Annotated in this window: 13 protein-coding genes; 5 read left to right on the forward strand and 8 right to left on the reverse strand. The window is 62.4% G+C overall.

Annotated elements, in window-relative coordinates:
* Nucleotides 1–192: 192 nt before the first annotated feature.
* The 6 genes from Q1V43_RS05915 to Q1V43_RS05940 all read right to left on the reverse strand — a co-directional run bounded on the left by Q1V43_RS05915 (nucleotide 193) and on the right by Q1V43_RS05940 (nucleotide 4738).
* Nucleotides 193–969 carry an SDR family oxidoreductase gene (locus Q1V43_RS05915; RefSeq protein WP_300515180.1) on the reverse strand — a complete coding sequence of 259 codons (777 nt, stop codon included), beginning with the start codon at nucleotides 967–969 and terminating at the stop codon, nucleotides 193–195.
* Between the two features lie 3 nt (nucleotides 970–972).
* Nucleotides 973–1938 carry a calcium/sodium antiporter gene (locus Q1V43_RS05920; protein ID WP_300515183.1) on the reverse strand — a complete coding sequence of 322 codons (966 nt, stop codon included), beginning with the start codon at nucleotides 1936–1938 and terminating at the stop codon, nucleotides 973–975.
* 3 nt (nucleotides 1939–1941) lie between these two features.
* Nucleotides 1942–2106, reverse strand: coding sequence for a hypothetical protein (locus tag Q1V43_RS05925; protein WP_300515186.1), 165 nt, complete (start codon nucleotides 2104–2106; stop codon nucleotides 1942–1944).
* A 1-nt stretch (nucleotide 2107) separates the two neighbouring features.
* A complete protein-coding gene (locus Q1V43_RS05930) occupies nucleotides 2108–2905 on the reverse strand; it encodes a S49 family peptidase (protein ID WP_300515189.1) in 798 nt (265 codons plus the stop codon).
* Nucleotides 2906–3041: 136 nt separating this feature from the next.
* A complete protein-coding gene (locus Q1V43_RS05935; protein WP_300515192.1) occupies nucleotides 3042–3815 on the reverse strand; it encodes an ABC transporter permease in 774 nt (257 codons plus the stop codon).
* On the reverse strand, nucleotides 3812–4738 hold the full coding sequence (locus Q1V43_RS05940; protein ID WP_300515245.1) for an ABC transporter ATP-binding protein: 927 nt from the start codon (nucleotides 4736–4738) through the stop codon (nucleotides 3812–3814). The genes Q1V43_RS05935 and Q1V43_RS05940 overlap by 4 nt, the downstream gene beginning before the upstream one ends.
* A gap of 357 nt (nucleotides 4739–5095) precedes the next feature.
* Here Q1V43_RS05940 and Q1V43_RS05945 point away from each other — a divergent pair, with 357 nt between their 5' ends.
* From Q1V43_RS05945 to Q1V43_RS05960, 4 genes are all read left to right on the forward strand, one after another.
* Entirely contained in the window at nucleotides 5096–7060 is a 1965-nt protein-coding gene (locus Q1V43_RS05945; RefSeq protein WP_300515194.1) for an elongation factor G, read from the forward strand.
* A 126-nt stretch (nucleotides 7061–7186) separates the two neighbouring features.
* Nucleotides 7187–7684, forward strand: a complete 498-nt coding sequence (locus Q1V43_RS05950; RefSeq protein WP_300515196.1) for a MarR family transcriptional regulator — start codon at nucleotides 7187–7189, stop codon at nucleotides 7682–7684.
* Nucleotides 7681–8757 (forward strand): efflux RND transporter periplasmic adaptor subunit, encoded by a 1077-nt coding sequence (locus tag Q1V43_RS05955; RefSeq protein WP_300515199.1) that lies wholly within the window; start codon nucleotides 7681–7683, stop codon nucleotides 8755–8757. The genes Q1V43_RS05950 and Q1V43_RS05955 overlap by 4 nt, the downstream gene beginning before the upstream one ends.
* 12 nt (nucleotides 8758–8769) lie before the next feature.
* Nucleotides 8770–11838 carry an efflux RND transporter permease subunit gene (locus tag Q1V43_RS05960; protein WP_300515201.1) on the forward strand — a complete coding sequence of 1023 codons (3069 nt, stop codon included), beginning with the start codon at nucleotides 8770–8772 and terminating at the stop codon, nucleotides 11836–11838.
* A gap of 231 nt (nucleotides 11839–12069) precedes the next feature.
* On the opposite strand, the gene Q1V43_RS05965 is transcribed toward Q1V43_RS05960, so the two are convergent.
* Nucleotides 12070–13305, reverse strand: a complete 1236-nt coding sequence (locus Q1V43_RS05965; protein WP_300515203.1) for a urate hydroxylase PuuD — start codon at nucleotides 13303–13305, stop codon at nucleotides 12070–12072.
* 100 nt (nucleotides 13306–13405) lie between these two features.
* Between Q1V43_RS05965 and Q1V43_RS05970 the strand changes: the two genes are divergently transcribed.
* Nucleotides 13406–14326 (forward strand): LysR family transcriptional regulator, encoded by a 921-nt coding sequence (locus Q1V43_RS05970; RefSeq protein ID WP_300515206.1) that lies wholly within the window; start codon nucleotides 13406–13408, stop codon nucleotides 14324–14326.
* Here the strand turns inward: Q1V43_RS05970 and uraH are convergent.
* Nucleotides 14311–14664: a hydroxyisourate hydrolase gene (gene uraH / locus Q1V43_RS05975; protein WP_300515209.1), complete on the reverse strand. Its 354-nt coding sequence runs from the start codon at nucleotides 14662–14664 to the stop codon at nucleotides 14311–14313. The genes Q1V43_RS05970 and uraH overlap by 16 nt on opposite strands.
* Between the last annotated feature and the right edge of the window lie 89 nt (nucleotides 14665–14753).

Below are 14753 nucleotides of genomic sequence, written 5' to 3' on the forward strand. Positions count from 1 at the left end.
TTGTTGTTTTTGGCCCAGTTCATCAAGTTGCCTATTTTTTGAGCACGACCGCAAGCCCCTGTTTTTGAACGAAACTTTTATTAAGATTTTGTAAATGCATGAAAACATTGCGAAAATTTGAAGAGGCGAATGTTGAGAATTGAACAGGTGTACAAGTTGCCGCAGGGTAGCCCGATCCGGAGCAGGGTTCGCTCAATCAAATCCAAGGATATCGGGGGTTTTCCACCCCAGGTGCTGCCCTCCATCCGTGGCGAGCATCTGCCCCGTGACACCCGGCGCATAGAGGAAATAGGCCAGCGCGCCGGTAATATCCTCGGGGTTCGACCCACGGCACAACACGGTATTCGATCGCTGACGGGCGAAGTGGCTTTCGGATTGACGCGACCCGATCATGGTCGGACCCGGCGCAATGGCATTCACCCGGATGTGGGGAGCCAGCGCCTGCGCGGCCGTCTGCGTCAGTGCCCAGAGGCCCATTTTGGCAATAGTGTAGGTCGCGAATTCGGGCGTGAGCTTCTTGACCCGCTGGTCGAGCATATTGACCACCAATCCCGTGGCCATCGGTTCATCCCGATCATCCACCCCAGCCCCGGGCGCCTGTGCGGCAAAGGCCTGGGTCAGAAAGAAGGGTGCGCGCAGGTTCGAGTTGATGTGCCGGTCCCAGCTGTCCGGCGTCGCCGTGTCCAGCCTGTCGTATTCGAACACCGAGGCATTGTTCACCAGCACCGTCAGCGGCCCGCCCAGAGCACGCATGGCCTCGGGCACAAGGCGGCTCACGTCATCCGCGTTCAGCAGATCGCCCCGAAGGGTGCAGGCAGCGCACCCAAGATCACGCACCTGGCGGGCGGTTTCCTCGGCGCCGTCCGCCGATGTTGCGTAATGCACCGCCACATCATAGCCGTGTCGCGCCAGCTCCAGCGCCATCGCCCGGCCCAGCCGTGCCCCCGCTCCTGTCACCAAGGCCCGCATGGGTCAGCCTTTCAGAACCATCAGAACATAAACGACATATAGCACCGACAGGGCGATACCCCAACCGCGTCCCATGTGCCATTTCAGGAACACGAAGGGGAGAAGCAACAGCGATGCGCCCAGCATGACCCAGATGTCGAATTGCAGGATGCCGGGATCCACCGGGATCGGACCAACCAGGCTGGCCACACCGATGATGGCCAGTAGGTTGAACATGTTCGAGCCGATGACATTGCCCATCGCCACCTCGGCCTGGTTGCGCAGGGCGGCCATGACTGTGGTTGCCAGTTCGGGCAACGAGGTGCCCAGCGCCACCAGCGTCAGACCGATCACCGTCTCGGAAACACCGAAATGACGCGCGATGTTGGTCGAGGCATCCACAAGAAGGTCGGCGCCCAGCGGCAGGCCTATCAGACCCAGCAGCAGGAACAGGACCACCTTCCACCAGGGCATATCCGGATCGGCGCCTTCGACCTCGGTGTCTTGCTCGGTCTCTTCCTCGACCCCCGCCGCCACGGCGCGCCTGTGGGAAAGGGCCACGCGAAAGGCAGAGCTGAGCATCAGGCCAAGCGCCGCCAGCAGCACCAGCCCCTGCACCCAGGTGATGACACCATTGAAACTGAGCACCAGAAACAGGAACGAGGCCCCGATCATCTGGATATAGCTCTTGCGCGTATCGCAATCGCCGGTCGACAGGCCCGAGATCAGCGCGGGCACACCCAGGACCAGCAGGATATTCGCCGTGTTCGAACCGACCACGTTCCCCATGGCAAGCCCCGCGACGCCTTCATGGATCGCCGAGATCGAAATCAGCAGCTCCGGCGCCGACGTCCCGAAGGCGACGATGGTGAGCGAAACGATCAGAGCGGGCACGCCCAGGCGCAGCGACATGTTCACCGCCCCGCGCACAAGGCTGTCACCGGCCAGCAGCAGAATCACCAGGCCCAGGCCCGCATAGATCAGATCCACGTGTCAGCCCTTTCCCTGGCAGTCGCAGCTGGATTTCCCGATGCGGAAGCGACCACAACGGGGACATTTCATCGCCTCGATACGTTTCTGGCCCGGGTAGCGCAACTTGCCGAGGATGGCCAACAAACCCATGAAGGCCAGGAATATCGAGATGATCTTGAACAGCATGTCAGAGGCCAAACCGCGCGAAACCGGCGCGGTCCTCGATGGCGCCCAGGGCTTCTTCGGCGATTGACAGGCCCAGGCGACTGGCAAGGCTGCGACGCTGGCCGTACATGCGCAAGCGTACGTCCTTGCCGTAACGGGTTTTCATGATCGGCACCAGATGGCCGACACCATCCGCCAGCCCCTTGTCCACGGCGCCCTGACCGATCCAGACATCGCCGGTGAACAGGTCGTCCCCCTCCGGCAGGTGACGGGCGCGGCGATTCCTGACATGGCGGATGAAGCTCTGGTGAATCTGCTCCTGCAGCGCCTTCAGCCGTTCCACATCCTCGGCTTTCTCCGGGCGGAACGGGTCCATCATGCTCTTCGACTTGCCCGCCGTGTGTACACGCCGTTCGACCCCCAGTTTTTCAAGCGCCTGCGGAAATCCGAACCCCGCCGAAATCACGCCGATCGAGCCCAGGATCGAACTTTCATCCACGAAGATCTCATCCGCGGCGCAGGCCAGCCAATAGCCGCCCGAAGCGGCGACGTCCTCGACAAATCCGATAACGGGGATTTCTTTTTCCTCGGCAAGGCGACGGATGCGCGCGGCGATCAGGCTCGACTGGGCCGGACTGCCGCCGGGCGAGTTGATGACCAGGGCCACCGCGTCCGGTTTGCCCCTGCGAAAGGCACGTTCGATCACCGGGGCGAGCCCTGCGTCGTTCAACTGCCCCCGTGGGCCAGAGGCGATCATGCCCTGCAGACGGATGACCGCGACCGTCGGGGCGGATTTCACGAAAGGGATCCAGCGTTTCATGGCCCCGACATAGAGGTGCGCCCCGCCGGGGACAAGGGCAGCCACGCAATGAGTGCAGGGGTGTGCCCGTTGCGTCGGTTTTCGGGCAGTGCAGCAGGGCGAAAGGGCATCTTCGCCTGCGCGCAAACGGAGCGCCCTAAGTCCTGATTTTCCAACCGGTTCGGAAAATCCACCAGATTGCGCCAAGACAGGCACAGGTAAAGGCCAGAACCGCCAGCAGGGACCAGCCCACCGCCACGTCCGCCTGCCCAAAGAAGGCCCAGCGGAACCCGGACACCAGGTAGACCACCGGGTTGAACAGGGTCACTTTCTGCCAGAATTCGGGCAGCATCGAGATTGAATAGAATGTACCGCCGAGGAAGGCCAGGGGCGTGATGATCAGCATCGGCACCAGTTGAAGCTGCTCGAACGTGTTGGCCCAGATGCCGATGATGAAGCCCAGAAGCGCGAAGTTGATGCAGGTGAGCACGAGGAAGCCCAACATCCATATCGGGTGCTGGATCGAAAGATCCACGAAGATCGTCGAGGTCACAAGGATGATAAGCCCGATCATCAGGGCCTTGGTCGCCGCCGCGCCGACATAGCCGATCACCACCTCGATGAAATTCACCGGGGCGGACAGAAGTTCGTAAATGGAGCCGAGGAACTTCGGCATGTAGATGCCGAAGGCCGCGTTGGTCACGCTCTGCGTCAGCACCGTCAGCATGATCAGACCAGGCACGATGAAGGCGCCATAGCTGACCCCCTCGACCTGGTCGATACGCGAACCGATTGCCGCACCGAAAACGATGAAATAGAGCGAGGTGGACAGGACCGGCGAGATGATGCTCTGCGCGATAGTCCGGAAGGTGCGCGACATTTCAAAGCGGTAGATTGCAGCGATGGCATTGAGATTCACGGGCCAGTTCATTTGGCGTCCTCCGTCACGAGGGTCACGAAGATTTCCTCCAGCGAACTTTGCGATGTATCGAGGTCAATCATCTTCAGCCCCGCCGCCGCCACGTCGGACAACAGCCGGGTAATGCCGGTGCGGTCGGCACCGCTGTCGAAATGGTAGACCAGCCCCCCCTCATCAGTCAGCTCCAGAGGATGCTGGGACAGGCATTCGGGAATGCCCGTCAGCGGTTCGGACAGGTCCAGGCGCAGCTGTTTCTGCCCCATGCGCCGCATCAGTGCGTCCTTTTCCTCGACCAGCAGCAGCTCGCCCTTGCTGATCACGCCGATCCGGTCGGCGATGGCCTCGGCCTCTTCGATGTAATGGGTGGTCAGGATGATGGTAACACCGTCCTGGCGCAGGGTCTCGACGATTTCCCACATGTCCTTGCGCAGCTCGACGTCCACGCCGGCAGTAGGTTCGTCCAGAAACAGGATGCGCGGATCATGCGACAGCGCCTTGGCGATCAGCACCCGGCGTTTCATGCCACCGGACAGGGCGCGGATGCGTTCGCTGCGTTTGTCCCAGAGGCTGAGCTGACGCAGGATATGTTCGATCGCGGCCGGATCGCGCGGTTTGCCAAAGAGACCGCGCGAGAACGTCACGGTGTTGAGCACCGTCTCGAACGGCTCCAGCGCGATTTCCTGCGGGACAAGGCCGATCATCCGGCGCGCGGCACGGAATTCTTCCTGGATGTCATACCCACCCACGGTGATCCGGCCGGAGCTCGGCATGGTGATGCCGCAGATGATTGAGATCATCGTCGTCTTGCCTGCCCCGTTCGGGCCGAGCAGCGCGAGGATTTCGCCCTCCTCGATGTCCAGCGAGACACCCTTCAGTGCCTCGAAACCACCCTCGTAGGTCTTGGTCAGATCGGAAATGGACAGGATGGCTGCCATGAATACGCCCCGCGCATGCGTCGATGTCACAAGCTGCGCAGGGTAGCGCAAACCGGGCCGAGGGCAAGGGGGGCTGGTGACGGGAACTGTCGGCAACGGTGCACAGGGCCTGTGCGGACTGTTCCTCAAAGCCCCGCAGGGAAGAGTTGGAGGAGAGGTTAAAGAGGAGGCAACAACCCGGAGGGGACATCGCCCCGCAGAGCGCGCCCTACCAGCCCGCCCAATTGTGCTAAAATGCCCCTTGGCACCTGATACATATCAACGCGCCCGTCCTATCAAGGCCTTAGCCTTGCCTCATTACCGGTTCGCCGGGGCAGGTATCCCTGTGCGAATCAGCCAGACAGGAAAGGGAACCCCATGGCATCGTCTTCACACAGCCCCCGCACTGCACTCATCTGCGGCCCCTACCTATCCGGCAAGACCTCGCTGTTCGAGGCCCTGCTGGTCGAAGCGGGCGCGCTGCAACCTCATGCCGGTGGGCAGAGCGCATTCACCATGGCCGACCATTCGCCCGAGGCGCTGGCCCATGGCATGTCGACCGAGATGAACGTGGCCTCGGCGCAGTACCTGGGCGAGGACTGGAGCTTCATCGACGTGCCCGGCTCGGTCGAGCTGGGGCAGGAGATGCGTGACGCAATGGATGTGGCCGACATTGCCGTGGTCGTGGTCGAGCCCGAGCCGGAAAAGGCCGTGACCTTCGCCGCGCATCTCAAGGCGCTTGAGGAAGCCGACATTCCGCACCTCATATTCATCAACAAGTTCGACCGGCACGATGCCTCGGCTCGCGAGTTGATGGAGGCATTCCAGGCCATCTCGTCCAAACCGCTGGTCCTGCGCGAGGTGCCGATCCACGAGGGCGGCAAGGTGACTGGCTATGTCGATCTGGTCAGCGAACGCGCCTTCAGATGGGAAGAAGGCAAGCCTTCGACCCTGATCCAGCTGCCCGAGGCGGTAAAGGACCGCGAGGAAGAGGCCCGAACCGAGATGCTGGAAAGCCTCGCCGATTTCGACGATGCCCTGCTGGAAAAATTGCTTGAAGATGTCACCCCCTCGACCGGCGAAGTCTATGACGACATGGCCAAGGAGCTGGCGGAAGACCTGGTGGTTCCCGTCTTCTTCGGCTCGGCCACACAGAACCACGGGGTGCACCGGCTGATGAAATCGCTGCGCCATGATGCGCCGGACGTGAAAGCCACGGTAGCACGCCAGGGGTTGGACGGGGATGAGACCCGCGTGAAAGTGTTCAAGACGCTGCAGGCGGGCCATGCGGGCAAGCTGTCCCTGGCGCGGGTGATGACCGGCGGCCTCAAGGCAGGTGATACGCTGGACGGCGTGCGCCCGGCGGGTATCAACAGCGTTTTTGGCCAGAAGCTGAACGCGGTGAAGGAGGCCCCGGCGGGCACCGTCGTGGGCTTGACCAAGCTGGAGAGCGCCGCGACCGGCGACACTCTGACCAATGACGGCCGCCGCCCCGGCGACCGTCTGCCGCTCCCCCCGGCCTATGCCAAAGCGATCAAGGCGGCAAGCCGGTCGGATGATGTGAAGATCTCGGACAACCTCAAGAAGCTGATGGACGAGGACCGTTCGCTGACCCTGCGCTTTGACGCGGTGAACGGAGTGCAGGTTCTGGAGGGCCAGGGCGACATGCACCTGCGTCTGTGCCTGGAACGGCTGGAAAACCGTGCAGGGCTGAAGGTCGAAAGCGAATCCCCCGAGGTCAGCTATCGCGAAACCATCCGCAAACCGGCCGAAAAACGTGTGCGCCACAAGAAACAGTCCGGTGGACATGGCGAGTTCGGCGAAGTCGCGCTCAAGGTCACTCCGGTCGGGCGTGGCGAGGGCAACAGCTTTGCCGAAACGATCCACGGGGGGTCCGTCCCGCGCCAGTATTTCCCGGCGGTGGAACACGGCGTGAATGATGCGCTGGCCAAGGGGCCGAAGGGCTACCCGGTGGTGGATGTCTCGGTCACACTGACCGACGGCAAGTCGCACAGCGTGGACAGTTCGGAAATGGCCTTCCGCAAGGCCGGGGCGCAGGCGATGCGCGAAGCCCTGGCGGATGCCAAACCCGTTCAACTGGAACCGATCAATGCGGTGACGTTCCAGGTGCCCGACCAGTTCATTGCCGGCGTACAGAAGATCGTATCCGGGCGCCGCGGGCAGATTTTGGGCTTCGACACCCGCGACGGCTGGCCCGGCTGGCAGCAGGTACAGTGTCACATGCCCGCCGCCGAGATGGGCGACCTGATCATGGAACTGCGTTCGGCCACCATGGGGGTCGGCAGCTTCCTGTCGGAATTTGACCACCTGCAGGACATGTGACCTCGCAACCATGCCGCTTGAAGGCCCCGCGACCGAGTTGGTTGCGGGGCTTTTTCATTTTCGGAACATTCTTTTGTTGAATATTTCACATTTTGAACTATATCGGCCAGATCGAAAGGACACGCCATGGCCACCTGCGATTCCACCATCCTGCTGGACCCCAGCAACGATCCCGCCCTGACCCCCGAGGTTCGGGCGCTGATGGGCATCTTTGCCACCTTTACCCGGCTTCAGGCCTGTTTCGACAGGCTGGAGGAAGAAAACGGAGACGGCATGCCCGACAATCAGCGCCACCTGCTGGTCAAGCTCGACCGGCCCCGCCGCATGGGCGATCTGGCGCAGGTGATGAACCAACTGCCCAGCTCGCTCACGGCCATTGCCGACGGGCTGGAAAAGCGCGGGTTTGTCATGCGCGAACGTGACCCGGACGACCGTCGCGCCTGGCTTTTGCGCCTGACAGACGAAGGCGCGGCCTTCCGGGCCGACATGCTGAAGGAAGGTGGGCGGCTCTTTCGCGAAGTGACCGGCCTGAACAACGACGACATCAACATACTGGCGGACATCGGAGACAAGATGCGCCGCCATATCCTGCAAAACATGCTTCAAGAGGGAGCATCGAAATGACCACCCTGACCCGCGCCCTGGCGCTGAGCCTTGCCATCGCCCTGCCCGCCTTGCCCGGTTGGGCCCAGCAGGACACCCCGGCAGCGCCCGCCGCCTCCAAACCCGTCAAGCTGATGGAGGTCGAATCCGGCACTGCCCCGCCCACCCGACACTTTTTCGGCAAGGTGGTGGCACGCCAGACCGTCGATCTGGCCTTTCAGGTCGGTGGTGAGATCACCGATTTCGATGTGGCCGAAGGTCAATTCGTCGAGGAAGGTGAGCTGATCGCCTCCCTCGACATGGAGCTGTTCCAGTTGCAGTTCGAACAGGCGCGCCTGCAGCTGGAACAGGCCGACCGCACCCTGGAACGCCTGACCAAACTGGCGGGCAACACCGTCAGCCAGGTCACGATCGACGATGCCGAGACCGCCAAACTGCTGGCCGAGATCGCCCTGCGCCAGGCCGAATACAACCTGGAACATGCGATGCTGTTGGCGCCATTCGACGGCATGATCGCCCTGCGTCATACCGAGAAATTCAACACCACGGGCGCCGGGGCTCCGGTGGTTCGCCTGCTTGACATATCCGAGGTTCGGGTGGAAATCGACGTGCCCGAGGTGCTGTTTCAGCAAACGGGAGAAGATGACGCCCTTGCCATCCTCGCCCGTTTCCCGGCGCAGCCCGACAAGCAATACCCGATGACCCTGCGTGAATTCGACGCCCAGGCCTCCGAGGCCGGGCAGAGCTTTCGCGTGACCCTGGGCATGGACCGCGCCGACGATCTGGAAGTCCTGCCCGGAAGTTCGGTCGAGATTTCGGTCTCGCTGTTCTCCGACGCACAGGACATCACCCTGCCCTCCACCGCGCTGCTTCCCGTGGGCGGCAACGGCGATCTTGCGGTAATGCTGTTCGAACCTGGCGCCACGCCCGATGAAGGCTCCGTGACACTACACCCGGTAAAGGTCGAGGTGAACCATCTGGGGGGGTTCACCGTGGTCGAAGGCCTGTCCGGCGGCGAACAGGTCGTCGCCACCGGCGTGGCCGCGCTGAAAGACGGTCAGGCGGTGCGTCGCTTCACCGGTTTTGCCAGGTAAGGGGTCGGACAGATGGTCAATATTGCCCGCGCCTCGATCGAAAAGCCGCTTTATACGTGGCTGATCATGCTGACCTGCCTGTTGGGCGGCATCTATGGCTTTTTCAATCTCGGAAGGCTCGAAGACCCGGCCTTCACCATCAAGTCCGCCGTCGTGACCACGGTCTATCCCGGCGCCACCGCGGCCCAGGTCGCGACCGAGGTCTCGGAACCGCTGGAAAGCGCAATCCAGAAGATGGGAGAGCTGGACCGGATCACCTCGATCAACCGTCCGGGCTTTTCGCAGATCACCGTCGAAGTGCAGAGCACCTTTGACGGCGACGAATTGCCCGCAATCTGGACCGATCTGCGCAACAAGGTGAAGGACGCGGCTGACGGCCTGCCGTCAGGTGTGCAGGATCCGGTGATCAACGACGGTTTCGGCGATGTGTTCGGCCTGTTCTATGCAGTCACGGCCGAGGGCTTTTCCGACGCCGAGAAACACGATCTGGCCACCTTCCTGCGCCGCGAGCTTCTGGCCGTGGACGGGGTTGCGGATGTCGAGATTTCGGGCCTCCCGGAGGAAGCGATCTTCGTCGAACCCGATCCGACGCTGGTCGCCAACCTGGGGGTGAACATTCAGGCCGTCGCCGGTGCCATCGCGGATGCCGACAGTGTCGCACCGGCGGGAAGCGTCGACCGGGATGGGCGCGAGATCAAGATCCTGACCCCGGACGGCTCGGATACGGTGGATGCGATCGCGGGTTTGTCGGTCGGTGTGAACGGCAATGTCCTGAACCTGATCGACCTCGCATCCGTTTCACGCGGACGGGTTAAAGACCCGGGCTCCATGATCCGTTTCAACGGGGTCGAAGCCTTTACGCTGGGGATCGCCGGCCTGTCGACCGAGAATATTGTCGAGGTCGGCCACAGGGTTGACGCCCGCCTGGCCGAACTCTCTGCCGATATCCCGGCGGGGGTGGAGCTTCTTCCGATCTACCGGCAGCACCTCGTGGTCGAGCAGGCCTCGAACGACTTCCTGGTGAACCTGGCAACATCGGTTGCCATCGTGGTGATCGTTCTCGCCCTGTTCATGGGCTGGCGCGCGGGCGTGGTGATCGGCTCGACGCTTCTGCTCACCGTGGTGGGCACAATCCTGTTCATGTGGCTCTTCTCGATCGAGATGGAGCGAATTTCGCTGGGCGCGCTGATCATCGCGATGGGCATGCTTGTGGACAACGCCATTGTGGTTGCGGAAGGCATGCAGATCGCCATGATCCATGGACGCAAGTCCAAGGACGCCGCCGACGACGCTGCGGCCAAGACGCAGATCCCCCTTCTGGGCGCCACCGTGATCGGCATCATGGCCTTCGCGGGCATCGGTCTTTCCCCGGATGCAACCGGCGAGTTCCTGTTTTCGCTCTTCGCGGTGATCGGCATTTCGCTTCTGCTGTCCTGGGTGCTGGCCATCACCGTCACCCCCCTGTTGGGGCACTACCTGTTCAAACAGGGCAATCTGGGCGAGGGTGAGGACGCCTATGGCGGGTTCTTTTTCCGCATCTACAAGGGCAGCCTTCGCCTGGCGCTGCGGGCCCGCCTTCTGGTCGTTCTGGCGCTGATCGGCATCACCGCAGCCAGCTACGCAGGTTTCGGGCTGATGAAGCAGCAGTTCTTCCCGAACTCCAATACGCCGCTGTTTTTCGTGCATTACAAACTGCCGCAGGGCACTTCGATCCAAACGACCTCCGAGCACCTCAAAGTTTTCGAGGCCTGGCTGGCGGAACGGGATGACGTGGTCTCGGTCGCCAGTTTCGTGGGCCAGGGCGCGACGCGTTTCATGCTGACCTATGAAAGCGAACGCCCGAACCCCTCTTACGGCCACCTGATCATCCGGACCGAGCATCGCGACGACATCCCCGCGCTGCAGGCTGATCTGGAGGAATTCGGGCGCGGCGCTTTCCCCGAAGGCGAGTTCCGCACCAAACGCCTGGTTTTCGGTCCCGGCGGCGGCGATCCGATCCAGGTCCGTTTCTCAGGCACGGACCCGGATGTGCTGCGCGAACTGGCCGCCGAGGCGCAAGAGGTGATGGCCGCAGCCTCGCCCAACGTGCTTGACCTGCGCACCAACTGGCGTGAGCGCGAACTGGTGATCAAGCCGATCTATTCCACTCAACGCGCCCAGCGCGCGGGCGTGACTCGGGACGACGTAGCCCAGATTCTGGAATTCTCCACCGACGGCTTTCGGGGCGGCACATTCCGTGAGAACGAACGCCTGATCCCGATCATCATCCGGCGCCCGCAGAACGGCGGCAACCTGATGGATCAGCAGGGCTATTCCACCCTGACCGGCGAGCAGATTCCGATGGAACAGCTGATCGACGGCTTCACCTACGAGGTGCAGGACACGCTGATCCACCGCCGCAACCGCCTGTCCACCATCGCGGTCGGCGCGGACGTGCCCGCAGACATGACCGCAGCCTCCGTCTTTACCGAGGTGCAGGCTGCGGTCGAGGCAATCGAGCTGCCGGTCGGCTACCGCATGGAATGGGGCGGCGAACACGAGAATTCGGCCGAGGCCAATGAAAGCCTGGGCAAGCAGTTGCCCGTGTCGCTGTTGATCATGGTGCTGATCTCGATCCTGCTGTTCAATGCGCTGAAACAGCCGATCATCATCTGGCTGCTGGTGCCGATGAGCGTGAATGGTGTGGTCCTGGGCCTTCTCGGCACCGACCTGCCCTTTACCTTCACCGCGCTGCTGGGGATGCTGTCGCTGTCGGGCATGCTCATCAAGAACGGCATCGTGCTGGTCGAGGAAATCGACCTTGTGCGCGAAGAGGGCCTGCCCTTGACCGAGGCGGTGGTGAAGGCCTCGGTCTCGCGACTGCGCCCGGTCTTCCTGGCCGCCGTGACCACCATCCTGGGCATGGCCCCGCTGCTGGGCGACGCCTTTTTCAAGTCGATGGCGGTAACGATCATGGGCGGGCTGGCCTTTGCCTCGATCCTGACCCTGGTGGCCGCGCCGGTGCTCTACCACCTGTTCTTTGCCAGGTCCGAACGGCGCGCGTTGGCTGCGAAGGCCAGCGCGGAAACGGCACCCGTATAAGGCACGCCATGGGACGGGGCCCTTCGGGGCCCCTTTTGCTGGGTGGAGAAGTACACCAGTCAGCGGGCCAGTTTGCGCGGCTGCCCGGTTGGGGGATCGTCCCGCTGTTGAACGGCCCTTTGGTGTTTCGGGAGAACGCCGGGGGGCAAGCCGATTTCGAAACGCCCGCACCATCAATGAGTTCCGCGCGTTTCACCTCATAGCGGTATCTCAACACCAAGGCAAAACGCCTTAGCCGCGTCCTGCGCGGTACCAGGCGTCGATCAGGGCGCGCTCGCCGGGTTCCATCCAGCTGACATTGGCGGGTGGCATGGCCGATGTTCGCGCCGCCTGCATCCAGATCTGGCGCGCTGCCCCGGCAATTTCCTGCGGTGTTTCCAACAAGATGCCCTTGGGCGCGGTGTGAATGCCATCGTAGCCCGGCTCGCGCGCATGGCACATCGCACAGCGGCCCTGCACGAGGTAGGTCACTTCCTCGAATTCAGCCAGACCCGCAAACACCTGTTCGGCAGGTGTAAAAGGCCGCGCCTCGGCGGCCTCAAGGTCCTCGTATTCCGGCGCCCCGGCAGAGGAGAGCACCATGATCGCCGCGAACAGCGCCGCCGTGACGGCCCAGGTCCACCACAGGTTTCCCTTGCGCGCGTGGTGCGTATTGAAGAAATGGCGGATCGTCACACCCATCAGAAAGACCAGTGCCGCTATCAGCCAGTTGTACTGTGTCGCGAAAATCTGCGGCGCGTGGTTCGACAGCATCAGGAATACGACCGGCAGGGTCAGGTAGTTGTTGTGGGTGGAGCGCAGCTTGGCGATCTTGCCATATATCCCGTCCGGCGTCCGCCCTTCCTGAAGATCCTTCACCACGATGCGCTGGTTCGGCATGATGATGAAAAAGACATTCGCCGTCATGATCGTGGCGGTGAACGCCCCCAGATGCAGCATGACGGCGCGCCCGGTAAAGATCTGGTTATACCCCCACCCCATCACCACCAGCAACCCGAACAGCAGCAGCAGCAGCGTGGTGGGTCTTTCGGCCAGGCCCGACTTGCACAGGGTGTTGTAGACGATCCAGCCGACAGTCAGCGACCCCGCCGAGATCGCAATCGCCTGCCAGGCCGCGAACTCGACCTTGGCCGCGTCGATCAGGTAAAGCTCCGCCCCGCCCCAATAGACCAGCGCCAGCAGGGCCGCCCCCGACAGCCAGGTCGAATAGCTTTCCCATTTGAACCAGGTCAGGTCATGGGGCATGCGATTGGGCGCAATGCCGTATTTCTGGATGAAATAGAACCCGCCCCCGTGAACCTGCCATTCCTCGCCGGTTATCCCGGACCGGCGGTCCGTGGATGGGCGCAGCCCCAGGTCCAACGCTATGAAATAGAAGGACGAGCCGATCCAGGCAATCGCCGTGATCACATGCAGCCACCGCACCGCAAAGGACGCCCAATCCCAGAAAAAGGCAAATTCGATCATCCACGTTTCTCCTTCGAACCAGCCCAGCCTAGCAAATTGCACATTCCACATGTATTCCTGAAAATATCAGAACTCTTTCAAACAAAGCCAGACAATTGCCATGGCCTATCTCGACAATATCCGCACTTTCATAAGAGTCCATGAACTGGGCTCCATGTCCGCTGCCGCGCGCGATCAGCGGATATCGGCGGCGGTGGCCTCGGCGCGGATTGCCCAGTTGGAGGAGCACCTGAACGTCCGCCTGTTCCAGCGCACCACGCGCTCGCTTACGGCAACTGAACAGGGGGCGATCTTCTATCGCGGCGCCTGCCGGATCGTGCAGGCCATAGACGAGGCCGAGGCCGAGATCACCCAGGTGACGAACCAGCCGCGCGGCACCTTGCTTGTGGCCGCTCCGCTGGGACTGGGGCGTCGGTTGCTCGCCCCGCTCATCCCCGAATTCAAGCGGAAATACCCGCTGATCAACATTCGTCTGCGCCTGTCGGACCGCAAGCTGGACCTCTCGGCCGAAGGCATCGACGTGGAGTTCTTCCTGGGCCTGCCCGAGGATTCCGCTCTGCGCATGAGAAAAATCGCCGACTGTCCCCGCATCCTTTGCGCCGCACCGGACTACGTGGCGCGGCGCGGCCTGCCGCGCCTGGCCGCGGAGCTGACCGACGGCACCCATGACTGTCTGAACCTGCGCTACCCGGGCGTGCCGGAGTTTCAGTGGCTCCTGTCAGGCCCGGACGGACCGCGTCGCGTGCCTGTGACCGGACCTCTGGAAAGCGACGATGGCGAAGTTCTGACCGATTGGGCCCTGGAGGGGCAGGGCATTATCATGAAACCGGTGTTCGAAGTCGCCGACCACCTCGCCGAAGGGCGATTGGTGCCCGTGCTTGAGACCGAACCGCCCGTACAGGTTCAGCTCGCCTGTCTCTACACCCATCTCAAACACCAGGATCCGAAAACCCGGCTGTTCATCGAATTCATGGCCGAACGGCTGCGCCCGCTGGTCTCGGTCCGCTACGATCCGCGATAGGTCGAATAGCCATAGGGGGACAGCAGCAGCGGGACGTGATAGTGGTCGCCTTCCGACATGCCGAAACGAATGGGCACCTGGTCCAGAAACAGGGGGTCTGCCCCTGCCTGGCCGGTGGCGCGCAGGTAGTCGCCCGCAAAAAAGACCAACTCGTAACGGCCGGGTTTGAAATCCCCGTCCGGCAGGATCGGCGCATCGGTGCGCCCGTCCGCATTTGTCACCGCCTGGGTGATCCGGTCACGCGCCTCCCCATCAATGCGGTAGAGCGCGATGGTAATCCCCTCCGCCGGGCAGCCACGCGCGGTGTCCAGCACATGGGTGGTCAGAAATCCGGGCATGGTCCCTCCTCTTTTTGACAAGTCTTTCGCACTTCGGGGCTGGGCACAGCCCGGCGCCTGTTTGATAATCTTTCAGGATTTTCCGTAAG

Origin of the sequence: Aliiroseovarius sp. (assembly GCF_030148435.1) — a bacterium.
Taxonomy (GTDB): domain Bacteria; phylum Pseudomonadota; class Alphaproteobacteria; order Rhodobacterales; family Rhodobacteraceae; genus JASBTN01.